The following is a 20398-nucleotide window of genomic DNA, read 5'->3' on the forward strand; positions in this document are numbered from 1 at the left end:
ATGTTTTCTTTTTTTAGGTATTTAAAGAAGTTGGATCGTTTATGTATTGCTGGACTTCCTTGATGATTTTTGGGTAGTATCCATCTAAATCCTGAAATAGTTTTAAAAGCAGAGAGAATTCTAATTTTTCTTTCGAAGAACATTCTATGTTTTCTAGAATACTGGTTTCTTTTTGTAACCCAATAGTTTTAAAACTTGATTTAAGTTTATGAGCAATTCCTTGTATTACGTTTATATTTTTGTTTTCAATAGCCTCTTTTAATTTTTGATATTCTTCAGGAGTTTCTTCTATAAATATCTGAAGCACACTTTTGATAATTTCTTTATCGTCGTCAAAAGTTTTTTTCAGGAAAGATAAATCGCAGAACTTTTTGTTGTCAGCTATGGGATTAGTATCAGTATGAAAAGAAGTTTTATTTTTTATGTTGGATTGTAAGCTAAAGAGTATTTCTTCTAGAGCTTCCTCACTTAATGGTTTAGTTAAGTAAAAATTCATTCCAGATTCGATTGCTTTCTTTTTTGATTCTGGAAATACATCTGCAGAGCATGCCACTATTGGTAATTGGTTAATCCTGTTATTGCTAGATTTTCGTATGATTTCTGTTGTTTCGGGACCATCCATGACTGGCATATGCATGTCCATTAGTATAAGATCATAAATAGATTCTTCTAATTTTTCCAAAGCAATTTTTCCATTATCAGCAATATCTGCTTTGATGTTCCAGTTAGAAAATAATTGTCTCATAAAAAATTGATTCATTTTATTGTCTTCGACTACAAGAACTTTCATTCCTGATAAGCTGCGCTTATTTTCAGCTTGTGTGGTTAGTTTTTCGTTTTCTGAAGATTTATAACTGCTTTTAGCATAAGTAATAGAAAAATTAAAGGAAGAACCTTTTCCGGGTTGGCTTTCGGCCTTGAGAGTTCCCCCTTGTAGTTCTATAAGTTGTTTAGAAATTGATAAACCAAGACCAGTTCCTTCTATCTTGTTTTTGCCAGGTTTATGGACTTGATAAAAACTTTCAAAAATATTCTTTAGTTTGTTTTTTGGTATGCCTACTCCAGTATCTTTTACAGAAAAATTAATAGTAATATGAGTTTCAATAACTTCTTCTGTTTGTACTTGAATTATTATTTCTCCTTTTTGGGTAAATTTTATTGCGTTACCCAATAGGTTAATTAAAATTTGATTTAACCTAAGTTGATCTCCAATAATGAATTTAGGTACTGAAGAATCAATATGCATAATATACTTTAGTCCTTTTTCATCTGCTTTTATTCTAAAACCTCGAGAGATATTAGTAATGAGTTCTCGAACATTAAAATCGGTATTGTGTAATGTTAGTTTTCCTGCTTCAATTTTAGAAAAATCAAGAATATCATTAATAAGAATCAAAAGATTTTCAGCAGAAAATTGTATGCCATCTAGGTTTTTTCTATCGATTTGTGGAGTACTAAAATTACTTTTTTGTAAAATACCTGTAAGTCCCAGAATCACATTAAGTGGTGTTCTGATTTCATGACTCATATTAGATAAAAATACAGATTTTGCTTTTGCAGATTTCTCTGCTATTACTTTTGCTTCTCTAATTTCATTATCTATAATTTTTCTATTGGTTATATCCCTAAAGAAAGCATTAAAAAGATAATCGTTTTTAGTTTTAATAGCAATAATAGTAAGTTCGATATAAACAATAGAGCCATCTCTTCTGTTAATAGAGGTCTCTACTCTTTTATTTATGAGTTCATCTTCTCCTGTTTGTATATAATTGCTAAAACTGGTTTTTAATTGGTGTCTTAATTTTCTGGGTACCAAAGAATACAAATTCTTACCTATAGTTTCTTCTTTTTTTAACTCTAAAATTATTTCAGCTTGTTTATTCCAGTTTAATACTGTTCCTATACTGTTTACTAGGATTACGGCATCCATAGCAGTTTCTAGAATAGTTGTTTTTAAGTGTTCACTGTATTTTAGTTCTTCTTCTACTTTTTTTCTTTCAACAATTTCTTTGGTCAGTCTCTCGTTTATTTCTTCTAAGCTGTATAGCTGCTTTTGCAGCATCTTATGCATTTGTTGTTTGCTTGGGAAATTAATAAGATCTTTTGAAAGAATTTCTTCTGGGATAACATTAAGAGTAGCGGTGAAGGATTCTAGTAAATGATAGGATTGAAAATGCTTTTTATAGATAATGAGGTAGATGTTTGTAATAGCATTTATCCCTAAACTATTTTTTATTCTAAAAAATATTTGATTGGAGTATTCTAGTAGCTTTTTTCTTTCTTTGATCAGATCAATAGAATTAAAATCATATTCGGTGTCTAGATATTGTTTTATTTGCTGGATTTTTTGATCATTATAGTTGCCGACCAGTTCTGAAGATTTCTTTAGTACGTTCGAGAGAAAAACTTTACATAATATTAATTCTTGTTCCTTTAGTGGATCAAATATTAATTTGAAATTTTTGTATTTGAATAGAGGAGCATGTTGTTCGGCAACCTGATTTCTTATAAAATGTTTACTGGCAAGTTTTATTGTGTTTTTTTCGGTAAGATGTTCTTCGAGAAATAAATATACCTCGGGTAGGGACTCAATCTTTTTGGTGAGAGATAGTCCTTTATAAGCTTTAACCTTTGTTTTTAAGTTAGAGGCGTTTGCATGTATATCAACCTCATTCCATAGAAAATCAATAAGATCTATAATTTTCTGTTCTTCTTGGTTTTTTGAAGGATAAGCTTTCTTGGGGCGAAATATTCTTTTAAACCAATTAATGATCATCTAAGGTCATATTTTACTGGCTTTATATATTTTATAAAAACCCAGCGCAGATAACCCCCATGTAAGAATAAGAGCAATAAACCAGATATAATTACCCGCGGTGTCTCCAAATATATTTTTAAAAATATTATAATTAAAAATATGAGCTATTTGCATATGAAGATGTCCAAGAGCCATTACTACAAATCCCCATGCTAATAGTGTCATTCCTGATCCAAATTTTCCTCCCTTTAATCGTGTTGCTGTTAAGAAGCTAAAAACCAAAGCAATGGCAAGGAATGGCATTTCGAGAAGACCAAAAATCTGTTCTGCACCCATATCACTATCTGAGTGTCCAGTATGATCCTGTGCTAACAATTGTTGGCTACTAGAAAATAAAACGAATGTAAGTAAAAAGTAAGCTTTTTTCATATATGTCGAGTTTTCTTAAAAGTAATGAAAAAATACTGATTAGCATCCCTTTTTATAGTTAAAGTACTTGTTTTATCGACAAAATGCATTTTTGTAAAAACTAAATAGAACAAAAAACCCTGCTATATAGCAGAGTTTTTTTATAAGTGAGATTGTATTGTTTTTACTAAAAGAGTTATTTTACTTTTTCTACAATTGCTTGAAAAGCTTCAGGGTTGTTCATCGCTAAATCTGCAAGAACCTTACGGTTTAATTCGATATTATTAGCTTTTACTTGTCCCATAAATTGAGAATAAGACATTCCATGTAATCTAGCACCAGCATTAATACGGGTGATCCATAAAGCACGGAAAGTTCTCTTTTTGTTTCTACGGTCTCTATACGAATATTGCATCGCTTTGTCAACCGCATTTTTTGCTACAGTCCAAACATTCTTACGACGTCCGAAGTAACCTTTTGCTTGCTTAAGAACTTTTTTTCTTCTAGCTCTTTTTGCAACGGAATTTACTGATCTTGGCATAATTTAAATTTTTTAGTAGTAGGCGGTCGATATTTGACTCTTTTGTTTTATAGTATTTACATCTGTATTAGAGAGTTTATTACTATTGGCCTAACTCCTTGGTTTATATTAATTTTAACCTTATTAAAAAGTGATTACTTCAATCGTAATTGCTCTTTAATACTATTTTCATCGCTTTTGTGCACTAATGTTGAGTGCGTCAAAGCAAGCTTACGTTTTTTAGATTTTTTTGTCAAGATATGACTCTTAAACGCATGCTTTCTTTTAATTTTACCAGTACCGGTAAGCTTAAATCGCTTTTTAGCACTGGATTTTGTTTTCATTTTAGGCATTGTATCCTTGTTTTAATAATCTCACTTAATATTATTACAATTTCCTTTTTGTTAGGAATTTGTTTATTTTTTTGGTGCAATGAACATTATCATTCGCTTACCTTCTAGTTTTGGCATTTGCTCAACCTTACCATATTCTTCTAATTCTTGTGCAAGCCTAAGAAGTAAGATTTGTCCTTGATCTTTATATATGATAGAACGTCCTTTGAAAAATACATAAGCCTTTAATTTAGCTCCTTCGCTTAGGAATTTAATGGCATGTTTTTTCTTGAACTCATAATCATGTTCATCTGTATTGGGACCAAATCTAATTTCTTTAATAACAACTTTAGTGGCCTTTGATTTTAAGGCTTTGTCTCTTTTCTTTTGTTCATAAAGGAATTTTTTGTAATCCATTATTTTACAAACGGGGGGTACGGCTTTAGGTGAAATCTCTACAAGGTCGAGTTCTTGCTCTTCGGCAAGTTGTAAAGCTTTTTTTGTTGGGTATACACCAACTTCTATATTGTCACCTACAAGACGCACTTCATCAACACGAATTTTATGGTTGATTCTGTGAGCATCTTCTTTAATTACTCTTAGTGGTTTTTGAGACCTTCTTCTTCTAATTGCTATGACTTAATAATTTTAGTTAAACTTAATTTTTAGTATTCGTTATCCGTTAAACGGTTTTAAAGTTTTGTTAATTTCTTCGGTTACTAATTTAGAGAATTCTTCAATAGGTATTGCTCCTAAATCTTCTCCTCCATGTTTTCGAACAGAAATTGTATTATCTTTTTCTTCTTGTTCCCCTACGATTATAATATAAGGAAATTTATTCATTTCAGCTTCTCTGATCTTTTTGCCAATCGTTTCATTTCTATGATCCGAGAGGGCGCGAATTTCGTCATTTTCTAACAAATTTAAAACTTTTTCAGAGTATTTTTCATATTTCTCGCTGATAGAGAGTATAATAGCCTGTTCTGGCATGAGCCATAATGGGAAATTACCTCCCGTATGTTCTAATAAGATTGCGATAAATCTTTCCAGACTACCAAAAGGAGCTCTATGGATCATTATTGGTCTATGTAATTCGTTGTCGCTACCTTTATATGTAAGTTCAAAACGTTCTGGTAAGTTATAATCTACCTGGATAGTTCCTAGTTGCCAGCTTCTTCCTAAAGCATCTTTGACCATGAAGTCAAGTTTGGGACCATAGAAGGCTGCCTCACCACTTTCTATTACATAATTAAGACCTTTGTCTTTTGCAGCATTGATAATAGCATTTTCAGCTTTTTCCCAATTTGCTACATCACCAATATATTTGTCGGGATTTTCTAAATCCCTAACAGATACTTGGGCTGTAAAATTTTCGAAACCTAAAGAACCAAAAACATATAAAACTAAATCAATTACTTTTTTAAATTCATTATCTAATTGGTCTGGAGTACAAAAGATATGAGCATCATCCTGGGTAAATCCTCTTACGCGAGTTAAACCATGAAGTTCACCACTTTGTTCATATCTATATACGGTGCCAAACTCGGCATATCGCTTAGGTAAATCTCTATATGACCACGGTTCGCTATTGTATATTTCACAATGGTGAGGGCAATTCATGGGTTTTAATAGAAATTCTTCACTTTCAGCAGGAGTATTTATAGGTTGAAAGCTATCTTCTCCATATTTAGCATAATGACCAGAAGTTACATATAGCTCTTTTTGACCAATGTGTGGAGTAACTACCATTTCATATCCAGCCTTTTTTTGAGCTTTTTTCAAAAATTGCTCTAAACGATCTCGTAAAGCAGCTCCTTTTGGAAGCCAAAGAGGTAGTCCTTGACCCACTTTTTGAGAAAAAGTGAAAAGCCCTAGTTCTTTACCTAATTTTCTATGATCACGTTTTTTTGCTTCTTCTAGTAATTCTAGATATTCTTTTAATTCCTTTTGTTTAGGAAAAGATGTTCCGTAAACTCGTGTTAGTTGTTTATTATTTTCATCTCCTCTCCAATATGCGCCGGCAACACTCATGATCTTTACGGCTTTGATAATTCCTGTGTTAGGAATATGGCCTCCTCGACATAAATCAGTAAAAGTATCATGATCACAAAATGTAATTGTTCCATCTTCAAGGTTTTCAATCAGTTCAACTTTATACTCATTTCCTTCCTCTTTGTATTTGGCTAAAGCATCAGCCTTTGAAACAGCTCTCATTTTGAAGTTATGCTTGCCTCTTGCGATTTCGAGCATTTTATCTTCAATAGTCTTGAAATCTTTTTCAGAGATTGTTTTATCCCCTAGATCAACGTCATAATAAAATCCATTATCAATTGCAGGACCAATAGATAGCTTAACTCCAGGGTATAGTTCTTCAAGGGCTTGGGCTAAAACATGAGATGTAGAGTGTCTAAACGCTGTCTTGCCTTCGTCATCTCTCCACGTAAATAATATAAGGTTACCATCTGTGGTTAATTGGGTGGTGGTTTCAATAGTAGTTCCGTTAAACTTTGCAGAAATTACATTTCTTGCAAAACCTTCACTAATATCTTTTGCGATATCCATAGCAGTAACACCGCTATTATATTCTCTAACCGAACCGTCTGGTAACGTAATCTTGATCATGTTTTTCTAATTAAAGGGGCAAAGATAATACGATAATAAAACTCATACAATATATAAGACATATTTAATTGATGAATTCTTTTGATTATGTGAGATGACTACTATAAAGAGGGGTGAAGGTTAAATTTGATCTGACTTCATTATATATACTAAAGCTGCCTATAATTATTTATGATATGGGATAAAGCTTTTTTTGTGCTCATAAGTTGTAGTTTATCAGACTGTTAAAAAAAAGTTTTAAAATAGTTATGAAAATGTGTTGTCATAAAGAAAAAGGGTTCTATATTTGCACCCGCAAAACGGGGTATTGTTTTGTTTAGTTCATTGAGGTTTGGTTTATTTTTTTGGGGGGTTTAAGATGTTTTAAATTTTCTTAATAAATTTCTTGATATAATAAAAAAGGGTTGTATGTTTGCGCCCGCTCAGAGCGGTTATGTTTTTGAGTTTTTTTTATTGGATTTGAGGTTTAGAAAAACTTTTCAAAAATAAATTAAAAAAAGCTTTGTAGAATAAAAAAGGGTTGTATATTTGCACCCGCTTACAGAAACAGAGCGAAGTTCATAAGTTTAGAGATAGTACAGGAGTAGGGTGTTTTTTACGGCATTTATAAGGTTCGATTCCTTATGTATCAACAGGAATTACTAGCGATGAAGATTGCTTTAGTGATTACAAAAAGTTCATAGACATATTGATTGACAGCGCGTATTAAGACTAGAGATAGTTTTATACAAAGAATAAAGACTAGAAACATCATTGAGATACGAATTATAATTCCGTTGTATTGTTTTGAATAATATTTAAAGACAAACGATGAAGAGTTTGATCCTGGCTCAGGATGAACGCTAGCGGCAGGCTTAACACATGCAAGTCGAGGGGTAACATAAGTGCTTGCACTTGATGACGACCGGCGCACGGGTGCGTAACGCGTATAGAACCTACCTTATAGTAAGGGATAGCCCAGAGAAATTTGGATTAATACCTTATAGTATCCTAAGTGAGCATTCACTAAGGATTAAAGATTTATTGCTATAAGATGGCTATGCGTTCTATTAGCTAGTTGGTATGGTAACGGCATACCAAGGCTACGATAGATAGGGGTCCTGAGAGGGAGATCCCCCACACTGGTACTGAGACACGGACCAGACTCCTACGGGAGGCAGCAGTGAGGAATATTGGACAATGGAGGCAACTCTGATCCAGCCATGCCGCGTGTAGGAAGACTGCCCTATGGGTTGTAAACTACTTTTATAGAGGAAGAAACCGCGATATGTATATCGCTCTGACGGTACTCTACGAATAAGGATCGGCTAACTCCGTGCCAGCAGCCGCGGTAATACGGAGGATCCAAGCGTTATCCGGAATCATTGGGTTTAAAGGGTCCGTAGGCGGGTTTGTAAGTCAGTGGTGAAAGTTTTCGGCTCAACCGGAAAATTGCCATTGATACTGCAAGTCTTGAATCATTATGAAGTGGTTAGAATGTGTAGTGTAGCGGTGAAATGCATAGATATTACACAGAATACCGATTGCGAAGGCAGATCACTAATAATGTATTGACGCTAAGGGACGAAAGCGTGGGTAGCGAACAGGATTAGATACCCTGGTAGTCCACGCCGTAAACGATGGTTACTAGCTGTTCGGACTTCGGTCTGAGTGGCTAAGCGAAAGTGATAAGTAACCCACCTGGGGAGTACGTTCGCAAGAATGAAACTCAAAGGAATTGACGGGGGCCCGCACAAGCGGTGGAGCATGTGGTTTAATTCGATGATACGCGAGGAACCTTACCAGGGCTTAAATGTAGATTGACAGGTTTAGAGATAGACTTTTCTTCGGACAATTTACAAGGTGCTGCATGGTTGTCGTCAGCTCGTGCCGTGAGGTGTCAGGTTAAGTCCTATAACGAGCGCAACCCCTGTTGTTAGTTGCCATCGAGTAATGTCGGGAACTCTAGCAAGACTGCCGGTGCAAACCGCGAGGAAGGTGGGGATGACGTCAAATCATCACGGCCCTTACGTCCTGGGCCACACACGTGCTACAATGGTAGGTACAGAGAGCAGCCACTGGGTGACCAGGAGCGAATCTATAAAGCCTATCACAGTTCGGATCGGAGTCTGCAACTCGACTCCGTGAAGCTGGAATCGCTAGTAATCGGATATCAGCCATGATCCGGTGAATACGTTCCCGGGCCTTGTACACACCGCCCGTCAAGCCATGGAAGCTGGGAGTACCTGAAGTCCGTCACCGTAAGGAGCGGCCTAGGGTAAAACTGGTAACTGGGGCTAAGTCGTAACAAGGTAGCCGTACCGGAAGGTGCGGCTGGAACACCTCCTTTCTAGAGATTTCCTTAATTATTTAAGGAGACACAAGATAGTGCGATGGAATTGTATCGCAATTGTGTTTTTAGTCTTTTTGCTGTTAATTAATAAATTTAGTATTGAGTATTAGGTACTTAGTGCTAAGTTTTAAGTATTAAAGTATTATTATTAGAATAGTGATCTTTGTACTTACTACTTTGTACTCATTACTATATGAAAGTCTCATAGCTCAGCTGGTTAGAGCGCTACACTGATAATGTAGAGGTCGGCAGTTCGAGTCTGCCTGAGACTACAAGATTTAAAATGTAAAAGTTTAAATTTACAATGTAAAATTCGTTTTTATTTTAGGATTTTTCGGTTTTACATTTATAAGTTCATTGATTATATATTGAAAAGGAAATTTTAGAAGTTGAGAATTCATTACTTCATCATTCGGGATTCTGGATTCGTAATTCTGAATTTCAAATAATGGGGGATTAGCTCAGCTGGCTAGAGCGCCTGCCTTGCACGCAGGAGGTCATCGGTTCGACTCCGATATTCTCCACGATTCTTTAGATATAAGGATTTAATAGTTTATAAAGCACAGGATTCATTAGATGAAATAGTCTTTATATTCATTGATTTTATATTTATTATAGGAAAAACGTTCATTGACATATTGATTTAAAAATACGAGCATTAATTGTTTTACAATTAATGAAAAATAAAAGATGTTGATACTGATTTAGTTACTTTATTGGTATCGACAAAAACTAAAAGAGCAAGTTAAAGCAAGACGCATAAGCTAATTAAGGGCGTATGGGGAATGCCTAGGCTCTCAGAGGCGAAGAAGGACGTGATAAGCTGCGAAAAGCTGCGAGGACTGGCACATACAGACTGATCCGCAGATATCCGAATGGGGCAACCCACTATATTGAAGATATAGTATCCTTTCGAGGAGGCGAACCCGGAGAACTGAAACATCTAAGTACCCGGAGGAGAAGAAAACAAAAGTGATTCCGTTAGTAGTGGCGAGCGAACGCGGATTAGCCCAAACCAGTATTGTTACGGCAGTGCTGGGGTTGTAGGACTACGATATGAGTTGTGTAATGAATTAGAATCCTTTGGAAAGAGGAGCCATAGACAGTGATAGCCTGGTATAAGTAAAGATCATTAATTCTAGTAGTATCCTGAGTAGTGCGGGACACGTGTAATCCTGTATGAATCTGGCGGGACCATCCGTTAAGGCTAAATACTCCTGAGAGACCGATAGTGAACCAGTACCGTGAGGGAAAGGTGAAAAGAACCCTGAATAAGGGAGTGAAATAGATCCTGAAACCATACGCTTACAAGCGGTCGGAGCGCATTTATGTGTGACGGCGTGCCTTTTGCATAATGAGCCTACGAGTTACTTTTACTAGCAAGGTTAAGCACTTCAGGTGCGGATCCGTAGCGAAAGCGAGTCTGAATAGGGCGACTATAGTTAGTAGTAGTAGACGCGAAACCGTGTGATCTACCCTTGGGCAGGTTGAAGCTTTGTTAACCCAAAGTGGAGGACCGAACCCGTTGACGTTGAAAAGTCTTGGGATGACCTGAGGGTAGGGGTGAAAGGCCAATCAAACTCGGAAATAGCTCGTACTCCCCGAAATGCATTTAGGTGCAGCGTTGGTATAGTTTTATAGAGGTAGAGCTACTGATTGGATGCGGGGGCTTCACCGCCTACCAATTCCTGACAAACTCCGAATGCTATAAAATGTTTACCAGCAGTGAGGGCATGGGTGCTAAGGTCCATGTCCGAGAGGGAAAGAACCCAGACCATCAGCTAAGGTCCCAAAATATATGCTAAGTTGAAAAAACGCGGTTGAACTGCTTAGACAGCTAGGATGTTGGCTTGGAAGCAGCCATTCATTTAAAGAGTGCGTAACAGCTCACTAGTCGAGCGGTTCGGCATGGATAATAATCGGGCATAAGCATATTACCGAAGCTATGGGATAGAAATATCGGTAGGGGAGCATTGTAGTGACGTTGAAGGTGATTCGCGAGGATTGCTGGAGTAGCTACAAAAGAAAATGTAGGCATAAGTAACGATAATGCGGGCGAGAAACCCGCACACCGAAAGACTAAGGTTTCCTCAGCTATGCTAATCAGCTGAGGGTTAGTCGGGACCTAACGCGAACCCGAAAGGGGTAGTGGATGGACAACGGGTTAATATTCCCGTACCTGCTCACACTAAAAGTGACGGAGGCGAAAAGTTAGTGCGTACTGACGGAAATGTACGTTGAAGGGAACAGTAATGTCCCGATAGTACACTAAGGCTACGGCCGAGGTGATAATCTAGCAAATCGACTTCCAAGAAAATCAAGTGAAGCAGCCCGTACCGTAAACCGACACAGGTAGTTGGGATGAGAATTCTAAGGTGCTCGAGAGATTCATGGCTAAGGAACTAGGCAAAATCGACCCGTAACTTCGGGAGAAGGGTCGCCCATCTTCGGATGGGCCGCAGTGAAAAGGTCCAGGCGACTGTTTATCAAAAACACAGGGCTATGCTAAATAGAAATATGATGTATATGGCCTGACACCTGCCCGGTGCCGGAAGGTTAAGAGGAGATGTTATCTTCGGAGAAGCATTGAATTGAAGCCCCGGTAAACGGCGGCCGTAACTATAACGGTCCTAAGGTAGCGAAATTCCTTGTCGGGTAAGTTCCGACCTGCACGAATGGTGCAACGATCTGGACACTGTCTCAGCCATGAGCTCGGTGAAATTGTAGTATCGGTGAAGATGCCGGTTACCCGCTGTGGGACGAAAAGACCCCGTGAACCTTTACTATAGCTTAGTATTGACTTTGGATAAGTAATGTGTAGGATAGGTGGGAGACTTTGATCATGCGTCGCCAGGCGTGTGTGAGTCATTGTTGAAATACCACCCTTTGCTTATTCGAAGCCTAACATCGCGAGATGGACAGTGCTTGGTGGGTAGTTTGACTGGGGTGGTCGCCTCCAAAAGAGTAACGGAGGCTTCTAAAGGTTTGCTCAGTACGGTTGGTAATCGTGCGTAGAGTGCAATGGCATAAGCAAGCTTGACTGAGAGAGATACAGCTCGATCAGGTACGAAAGTAGAGCATAGTGATCCGGTGGTTCCGCATGGAAGGGCCATCGCTCAAAGGATAAAAGGTACTCCGGGGATAACAGGCTGATCTCCCCCAAGAGCTCACATCGACGGGGGGGTTTGGCACCTCGATGTCGGCTCGTCACATCCTGGGGCTGGAGAAGGTCCCAAGGGTTGGGCTGTTCGCCCATTAAAGTGGCACGCGAGCTGGGTTCAGAACGTCGTGAGACAGTTCGGTCTCTATCTACAGTGGGCGTTAGAAATTTGAGTGGATCTGACTTTAGTACGAGAGGACCGAGTTGGACGAACCGCTGGTGTATCTGTTGTTCCGCCAGGAGCATTGCAGAGTAGCTACGTTCGGAAGGGATAAGCGCTGAAAGCATATAAGCGCGAAACCCACCACAAGATGAGATTTCTTTAAAGGGTCGTGGGAGACTACCACGTTGATAGGCTATAGGTGTAAAGGCAGTAATGTCATAGCCGAGTAGTACTAATAACCCATAGGCTTATGCGCACACTCCGATAGGCAACTATCGGAGTGGAGAATTGCTTTGATAGCTTTGTTTAGTGTTCTTTTTATATCGTATATTAAATCAATATGTTAACTTATTATGTTAGTATTAAGTTTGTAGAATGAAGTATTAAGAGAACTCTTAGTACTGTTTACTTAACTACTTATGACTCTTTACTAATAACAGCTTAAGGTGGTTATAGCAATGGGGCTCACCTCTTACCATTCCGAACAGAGAAGTTAAGCCCATTAGCGCCAATGGTACTACAATCGTGGGAGAGTAGGTCGCCGCCTTCCTTGAAAACCCTTCAATATCAATATTGAAGGGTTTTTTTTATATCTATTATTTATGAGGGATATAGAGAGATTAAGAGATAAGATTACTGGATTCTCTTATGATTAAATTGGTTTTTAATTCAACAGTTTTAGAAGTTGTTTGGATATAATCATCTGATTTTAAGTTATCCCTTAGTGATTGTGTTAAATAAGAAACAGCGTATTTACCAATATCATATCCTGGCTGTTCAATAGATGTTAAGTTAGGCTCAATAATTGTTGCGTTTTTAGAATTACTAAAACCAACAATCGCTACTTCCTGAGGAATACTTATGCTATGATTTTTTAAGGATTTAATTGCTCCAATAGCAGCATTATCAGTAACTGCAAAAATAGCATCAAAATCTAAACCATTTTTTAGTGCTTGATCTACAATTTCTTTTCCTTCATCAATGGATACATTTTTACATTTTATAATACGTTCTTCAAGAACTTGGATGTCATGTAATTTTAGAGCCTTTTCATAACCTCTTAATCTTTTTCTTGCATTAAAAGAATGATCAGGTCCGTTGATGTATAAAATTTTTCTTCTTCCCTGTTCAATAAGATGTTCTACAGCTTTACAAGCTCCTATTTCATCATCTACAATGATTTTAGTACAGGGTACCTTATCAGAAACTTTATCATATAATATAATCGGACATGTATCCATGGCTTCAAGAACATGATCAATATTTTTAGTAAAATTGGTAAGAGAAAGCAACACTCCATCTACTCCTGATCGAATCATATTTTGTAAAATGTCTTTTTCTAATTCATAGCTGTGGCCAGATTCAGATATAACAAGTCTATATCCTTCTTCTCTTGATTGATGAATCATACCATTGATAACCTTTGAACTAAAATCTAGTTGAAGATTAGGAATAACAACTCCAATCGTTTTGGTACTACTATTTCTAAGATTTTGAGCTAAAGAATTAGGAACATAATTTAATTCTTTAGCAAGCCTTTGAACCTTATCTTTAGTTTCAGTACTGATATCCGGATGATCTTTTAATGCTCTCGAAACTGTAGATATGGATAGATTAAGCGAATTTGATAAATCTTTTAATGTAATACTTCTCTTACTCATTTATAAAATAAATTTCAAACGTTTTCGCAAACGTTTGCGTAGTTTTTTTGTTAAAAAATTGATATTATATTAATAATTGGGCTATACATTTATTAAAATATTATTGAAAATTTTAATGCTAATATAACAGACAAGTTTATGAAAAAACTAATTCTAAGTATGTTTTTTATATTTTCTTTATTTTTTGTTAATGCACAAACAGAGATCACGGGGAATATCAAAGACGCAAGGGGCAATCTAATTCCTGGAGCTAATATTTTATTAAAAGGAACTAGCTTGGGGACAACGACAGATTTTGATGGTAATTTTACACTCACTACCGATGTAACAGGAATATACACAATATTAATCTCATATATTGGATATAGTACTTTTGAAAAAGATATAGTACTAGAGAATAAACCAATTCAAGTGAATGCAATACTTACAGAGGGTGGAGAAGCATTGGACGAAATTTTATTGACCGCTACATCAACAACAAGATCACAAAAAGAAACAGCATTATCTATAACTGCGCTAAATGCTGAGCAGCTATCAAAAGTTAATACTAGTAGTCAAGCTGATGTTTTGAGAAGTGTCCCTGGGATAACTACAGAAGGTGGTGGTGGTGAAGTGGCTTCAAATGTTTTTGTTAGAGGGCTACCTTCAGGAGGACAATTTCAATTTAATCCATTACAAATTGATGGGATGCCTGTCTTAAGCACCTTTGGATTGAATTCATCGGCTCATGATGTATACTTTAGGAATGATATTGGTGTCAAAAGTCTAGAATTTGTTCGTGGTGGAGCATCAATTCTATATGGGGTAGGATCAGTTGCTGGAATTATTAACTACACCAGTATCACAGGTTCAGCGGTACCAAAAACTACGATACGTACAGAAGTAGCATCTAATTCGCGATATAAAGCAGATTTTGTAACTAGTGGACCTTTGGGTAATGAGGATTCAAATACATTTTATGCACTTTCTGGCTTTTATAGATACGATGAAGGTCCTTTGAAAACGGGATTACCAACAGAAGGTTTTCAGTTAAGAGGAAATATTAAACAGCTCACTAAAAAAGGGTCAATCACTATCTCAGGTCAATATATAGATGACCAAGTTCAGTTTTTTCTACCATTTCCACTAGAAGGTGGAAGCAGAGATCGGCCTAATGGGAATGATGGAAATGAGATATTAACTTTACAAACGGCTGATGCTAGTGATATTTCTTATGCAACTCCGGATGGGATTTATAATTCTCCAATAGAAGATGGAGTTTCAACTTCGGGTGGGTATATCATGGCGAACTTCAAACAGGATTATGGAACTTTTAAATTAGATGCCAAAGTTAGATATTCAAAGTATAAGCATCAATTTAATCTCTTTTTAGACGGTAGCGGTGTTAGTGGTGCCCGGCCTGTAGAAACACAACAGCAATACCTAGATACAAGAGGACTTGGGGCAGAAACGTTCACGTATTTAAATGGACAAGCGCTTCCTTCGAATGCACTATTATTTGAGAATCGAATATTAGATAGAAGTAGGCCGTTAAGAGAGTTAATGGCTGATATAAAACTTACAAAGACAATTGATTCTCATAATATTACACTTGGAGCATTTCTGTCCAGATCAGAAGCAGGCGATTTTAATGTAATTACAAGATATTTAAGTGAGTTTAATAATCGTCCGCGACTAGTTAATGTATCTAATCATACTGTTAATGGAGTTTCTAATAGAGGTCTTGGTTATCAAAACCGAAATATATCAAGTAATAAAGTTGCTGTGTTTTTAACTGATGAAATTCAGTTAGAACGTTGGAATTTTGATATTGGTGTGAGAATAGAGAGAGCTTCAGGAGATATAGAGAATGAAGGGACTTCATCTTTTTTAGTTGATAATACCAGTATTGATGGGTTAGATAATGTCATATGGGGTAATGGGAGTTTTACAAGAGGTCATGTTTCTGCGACCGATTTTGCAGTCGCGTTGGCTGGATTGTACAAGGTTAATGATGATATGAGTATATATGCTAACTTCTCAAGAGGGTATTTCTTTCCAGAATTAAGAGGAACAAGCTTTGATGGTAATGGTGATCCATCTTCATATGAAGCCGAAAGCATAATACAAGGTGAATTAGGAGTGAAATATGGGACCAGTAAATTTTCTGGGACACTTGCAGCTTATGCAACAGGACTTAATGATAGAAGATCAATCACTTTTATAAATGCCCCTGGTGGAGGATTTACAGAGGATGTAGATGTGCAAAACACGAGAACTGTTGGCTTAGAAGGAACTTGGAATTGGAAGTTTTATGACGCTTTTAGTTTAAGTGGATCTGTTACTTATCAGGAACATGAAATTACAAAATCAGAGAATGATCCGACTTTAGAAGGTAACGAACTAAGAAGACAGCCTAATTTCTTGGCCAATATAGGTGTTCAATATGATAACGGTAAGTTTGATAGTAGTCTTAGATATAATTATACCGGTGATAAATTCTCTAATCAAACGAACACAATTGAGTTAGAAGGTTTCGGGATAGCGAATTTTGATGCTGGATATACTTTTGATCTTACTGATGATGGCGAAACATTGCGTTTAGGAACACAAGTGTTTAATCTGTTTGATGATGCAGGAATAACTGAAGGATCCCCAAGATTAGGAGATGGTCAAACAGAAGCAGAATTTTTTGTAGGAAGACCGATTCTGCCAATTCGATTATTCTTCAATGCTACATTTAGTTTTTAATATTTTCATGATACCAGTTTAATTGTTTTTTAAGAATTAAAAGCATTAGTGGTGTTTTATATAACATCAATGCTTTTTTGAATATATACTATGGATAAAAGAAATTTGATTGAAGAAGCAGAAAAAGTCTTGAATAATAACTTTCAGAAAGAAGGGTTTACAATTCCTTGTGAAGGGTTGTATCCATTCCAATGGAAATGGGATTCTGGTTTTATTGCAATTGGTTATGCTTATTTTGATGTTGCAAAATCCAAAAAAGAAATAACTACATTACTAGATGCGCAATGGGAAAATGGTTTTATTCCGCATATTGTTTTTCACACAGATAGTGACACTTATTTTCCAGGACCTGATTTTCATAAATCTGAATTACATCCACAATCTTCAAGAGAATTCCGTTCTACAGGAATGACACAACCACCGATTACCGGTTTCATTTTAGAGGAAATGCATAGAATTGTGGAAGATAAAGAAGATATGTTGTCTTTTGTTAAAAGTCATATTGATAGAGTATATAAAAATCATGAATATTTTTATGGGCAAAGAGATCCTCGTAATGAAGGACTAGTGTATATTTATCATAATTGGGAGTCTGGAACAGATAATTCACCTATGTGGGATGATATATGGAAAACTATGAATCCTCCAGAATATGAATTTGAAAGAAGAGATACTACTCATGTAGATCCATCTCAACGCCCTTCAAAAAGAGAATATGATCATTACCTACATATTATAGAAATTGCAAAGAATCATAACTATGATGATAAAGCAATAGCAGAAACTTCTCCGTTTTTGATTCAAGATCCATTGTTTAACGCAATGCTTATTAAATCAAATGAATCATTAATCAATTTATATGAAGTAATAGGAGGTCACTCAAACAAAATTGATCAGTTAAGAATATGGCAAAGAAAAAGTATAAGAAGTTTTAATGAGAAGCTTTTTAATAATGAGTTAGGAGTATATGTTCATTATGACCTTAGAAATGAAAAACAGATTTCATTTGTTTCATCATCATCTTTTGCTCCATTGTTTGCAGGGATTCCAGATATAGATAAAGCAAAAGTTCTTGTCAATACAATGTTAGAACGTTTTGGAGGTGAGGATAAGTATTTGTGCGCTTCTTTTGATCCTGCAAATGAAAGATTTAATCCAAAAAAATATTGGAGAGGTCCAGTATGGATTAATCTAAACTGGATGTTGTATTACGGATTAAAGAAATATGGATATGATGAATTAGCTAAGAGAGTTAAAAATGATTCGGTAGAACTTATTGATAAGGCTGGTTTTTATGAATATTTTGATCCAAGAAAAAATATGTATAAGAATATGGAGCATGGTGGATACGGAGGAAGAAATTTTTCTTGGAGTGCAGCATTATTGATAGACCTTTTAAAAGATTAATTTTATAGATATGCATAAGCAAAAAATAAGATTTAATTTTTCAGATACGTATATTTTGGAGGATGATGTGGTGAAATTGGTTCCGCTAGAAGTTGAACATATTAAAAGCTTATTAGAAATTTCAAATGATCCGAATATTTGGATGTATTTTTTTGAAAAAGGAAACGAAATCAAGAATTTAACCAAATATGTCAAATCTGCAATTGAAAACCGAAGACGTAAGAAAGAGTATCCATTTGTTGTGTTTGATAAAAGAAAAAATAGATATGCAGGCAGTACTCGTTTCTATGAATTTATACCAGATCTTAATACTATTAAACTGGGACATACCTGGTATGGAAAAGAATTTAGAGGTACTGGATTAAATAAGCATTGCAAATATTTATTATTTGAATTTATGTTTGAAAAATTAGGGTTGGAAAGAATAGGCTTTGGAGCTTATGTTGAGAATGAAATTAGTATTGCGGCGATGACAAGTGTAGGATGTAAAAAAGAAGGAATATTAAGAGGTTTTTTTCCATCACTTAATGGAAAAGGAAGAACCGATGCTATAGTTTTAGGTATTCTTAAAAAAGAATGGAATGAAAATGTAAAATACCAATTGAAAAATAAATTAAATAAAGTCTGATTATTAAGGAATACTTGTTTTTAGCTGTTGTTAATACATTATACATAACCATATGAATTACTTGGATTATATCATTATCATTTTATACCTCGTAGGGTTTATTGGGATAGGTTACTTTTTTAAAGAAAATAAAACATCTCAAGATTATTTTTTAGGCGGAAAAAGCATGGGGTGGTTTCCTTTAAGCTTATCTACAATGGCTACACAATTATCAGCAATAAGTTTCATCTCGGCTCCAGCCTTTGTAGGCTTGAAAGATGGAGGTGGATTGCAATGGTTGACTTATGAATTTGGAGTGCCTCTAGCGATGGCTTTTTTAATGATTGCGATAATCCCTCCATTGTATAAATCGGGAATTATCAGTGTATACGAATTTCTTGAAAGAAGATTTGATGCTTCTTCGAGATTATTGATAAGTTTTGTGTTTCAGATTAGTAGGTCAGTAGCTACAGGAGTAATGGTATATACGATGTCTCTAATTTTGCAAGCAACCATTGGAATTGATTTCTGGGTATCCATTTTAATAATAGGTGTTATTACTTTGCTATATTCATATCAGGGAGGAATGAAAGCAGTAATATGGGGAGATGTAATACAAATGATCATTCTCTTTCTGGGAATTGTTATTTGTTTGATTTATGGTATTAGCGAATTGGGTGGTTTAGATAATTTTTTAACAAACGTAGATCAAGATAGAATTACTGCAATTGATTTTTCAAAATGGGGATTTAATAATGCTGATAAACAGGATGAATTTGGCTTCTGGCCAATGGTAATAGGTGGTTTCTTCTTATATGCTTCCTATTATGGTACTGATCAGACACAGTCTCAAAGATTATTATCAGCAAGTAATATGTCTACAATTAAAAAACTATTGTTAGCAAATGGACTTTTTAGATTTCCTATAACACTTACGTATTGTATTATGGGGTTAGTATTGGGAACACTTTTAGTAATGGATGTAAATTTTGCACAAGCAATGGATTCGATATATCAAGAAAATATTACATCATTAGAAGGAAAAAAAGCTGATTTAATGGTTCCAGTATTTATAATCCATTATTTACCCAATGGTATTATAGGAATCCTAATTATAGCAATCATGTCTGCGGCAATGTCTTCGCTAAGCTCCACCGTAAATTCCTTATCCGCCGTGACAATGGAAGATTTTATTAAGAGATACAAAAAAGATATTCCTTTGGATCGATATGTAACATATTCCAGGGTGCTATCGGTATTTTGGGGAATAGTATGTTTAGGTTTTGCATTTTTTGCAGGAAATATAGAAGGGACAGTAATAGAAGTCATAAATAAAATCAGTTCCATATTTTATGGGCCTATCCTCGCAGCGTTTGTATTAGCTATCTTAACAAAAAAGACTAGTGCATTTGGAGCTAACATTGGTATTATCACTGGTGTTTTATGTAATATGTATTTATGGTTATATGTTCCCGAAATATTTTGGTTTTGGTGGAATGCTATCGGTTGTCTCGTTACAATCATTATAGGGTATTCGATAAGCTTATTGTTAAAAAACAGAAATAATAATGTATTGGAGACCGTTTTTTACAAACAAAAAAAAGAAATATTTATTCTTTTGGGATATTTTATACTAATCATTTCTATTGCATGGTTTTTACCAAAACTATTCTAAATACAATTAATACTCGAAAAGAT

11 protein-coding genes, 2 tRNA genes and 3 rRNA genes are annotated in these 20398 nt (G+C 35.5%); 9 read left to right on the plus strand and 7 right to left on the minus strand.

Annotation, left to right across the window (positions count from 1 at the left end):
- Positions 1–13 precede the first annotated feature (13 nt).
- The 6 genes from FOF46_RS01850 to thrS form a co-directional block, all read right to left on the minus strand.
- Positions 14–2776: a PAS domain-containing hybrid sensor histidine kinase/response regulator gene (locus FOF46_RS01850; protein WP_143915298.1), complete on the minus strand. Its 2763-nt coding sequence runs from the start codon at positions 2774–2776 to the stop codon at positions 14–16.
- Positions 2777–2782: 6 nt separating this feature from the next.
- The gene (locus FOF46_RS01855; protein WP_109437047.1) at positions 2783–3187 is read right to left on the minus strand and encodes a hypothetical protein; all 405 of its coding nucleotides are present in this window, start codon (positions 3185–3187) and stop codon (positions 2783–2785) included.
- 175 nt (positions 3188–3362) lie between these two features.
- Entirely contained in the window at positions 3363–3707 is a 345-nt protein-coding gene (gene rplT / locus FOF46_RS01860; RefSeq protein WP_109437046.1) for a 50S ribosomal protein L20, read from the minus strand.
- Positions 3708–3841: 134 nt separating this feature from the next.
- Entirely contained in the window at positions 3842–4039 is a 198-nt protein-coding gene (rpmI, locus tag FOF46_RS01865; protein ID WP_027394180.1) for a 50S ribosomal protein L35, read from the minus strand.
- Positions 4040–4102: 63 nt separating this feature from the next.
- Positions 4103–4612: a translation initiation factor IF-3 gene (gene infC, locus FOF46_RS01870; RefSeq protein WP_255412242.1), complete on the minus strand. Its 510-nt coding sequence runs from the start codon at positions 4610–4612 to the stop codon at positions 4103–4105.
- 81 nt (positions 4613–4693) lie between these two features.
- Positions 4694–6640, minus strand: a complete 1947-nt coding sequence (gene thrS, locus FOF46_RS01875; protein WP_143915299.1) for a threonine--tRNA ligase — start codon at positions 6638–6640, stop codon at positions 4694–4696.
- An 807-nt stretch (positions 6641–7447) separates the two neighbouring features.
- On the opposite strand from thrS, the gene FOF46_RS01880 reads away from it, so the two are divergent.
- The 5 genes from FOF46_RS01880 (at position 7448) to rrf (ending at position 12845) form a co-directional block, all read left to right on the plus strand.
- Positions 7448–8969: ribosomal RNA gene (locus tag FOF46_RS01880) — 16S ribosomal RNA — on the plus strand.
- 201 nt (positions 8970–9170) lie between these two features.
- A tRNA-Ile gene (locus FOF46_RS01885) sits at positions 9171–9244 on the plus strand.
- Between the two features lie 178 nt (positions 9245–9422).
- A tRNA-Ala gene (locus tag FOF46_RS01890) sits at positions 9423–9496 on the plus strand.
- Between the two features lie 233 nt (positions 9497–9729).
- A 23S ribosomal RNA gene (locus tag FOF46_RS01895) occupies positions 9730–12551 on the plus strand.
- A gap of 186 nt (positions 12552–12737) precedes the next feature.
- Positions 12738–12845, plus strand: a 5S ribosomal RNA gene (rrf, locus tag FOF46_RS01900).
- The 16S, 23S and 5S rRNA genes sit together here with 2 tRNA genes alongside, the layout of an rRNA operon.
- A gap of 70 nt (positions 12846–12915) precedes the next feature.
- On the opposite strand, the gene FOF46_RS01905 is transcribed toward rrf, so the two are convergent.
- Positions 12916–13956 (minus strand): LacI family DNA-binding transcriptional regulator, encoded by a 1041-nt coding sequence (locus tag FOF46_RS01905; RefSeq protein WP_109438397.1) that lies wholly within the window; start codon positions 13954–13956, stop codon positions 12916–12918.
- 138 nt (positions 13957–14094) lie between these two features.
- On the opposite strand from FOF46_RS01905, the gene FOF46_RS01910 reads away from it, so the two are divergent.
- From FOF46_RS01910 to FOF46_RS01925, 4 genes are all read left to right on the plus strand, one after another.
- Entirely contained in the window at positions 14095–16686 is a 2592-nt protein-coding gene (locus tag FOF46_RS01910; protein WP_143915300.1) for a TonB-dependent receptor, read from the plus strand.
- A 90-nt stretch (positions 16687–16776) separates the two neighbouring features.
- Complete coding sequence (locus tag FOF46_RS01915) at positions 16777–18093, plus strand: MGH1-like glycoside hydrolase domain-containing protein (protein WP_143915301.1); 1317 nt, start codon at positions 16777–16779, stop codon at positions 18091–18093.
- Positions 18094–18103: 10 nt separating this feature from the next.
- A complete protein-coding gene (locus FOF46_RS01920; RefSeq protein WP_143915302.1) occupies positions 18104–18721 on the plus strand; it encodes a GNAT family N-acetyltransferase in 618 nt (205 codons plus the stop codon).
- 52 nt (positions 18722–18773) lie between these two features.
- Positions 18774–20375: a sodium:solute symporter family protein gene (locus FOF46_RS01925; RefSeq protein WP_109438401.1), complete on the plus strand. Its 1602-nt coding sequence runs from the start codon at positions 18774–18776 to the stop codon at positions 20373–20375.
- Positions 20376–20398: the final 23 nt, after the last annotated feature.

It is taken from the genome of Aquimarina algiphila (assembly GCF_007489275.1).
Lineage (GTDB): Bacteria > Bacteroidota > Bacteroidia > Flavobacteriales > Flavobacteriaceae > Aquimarina > Aquimarina algiphila.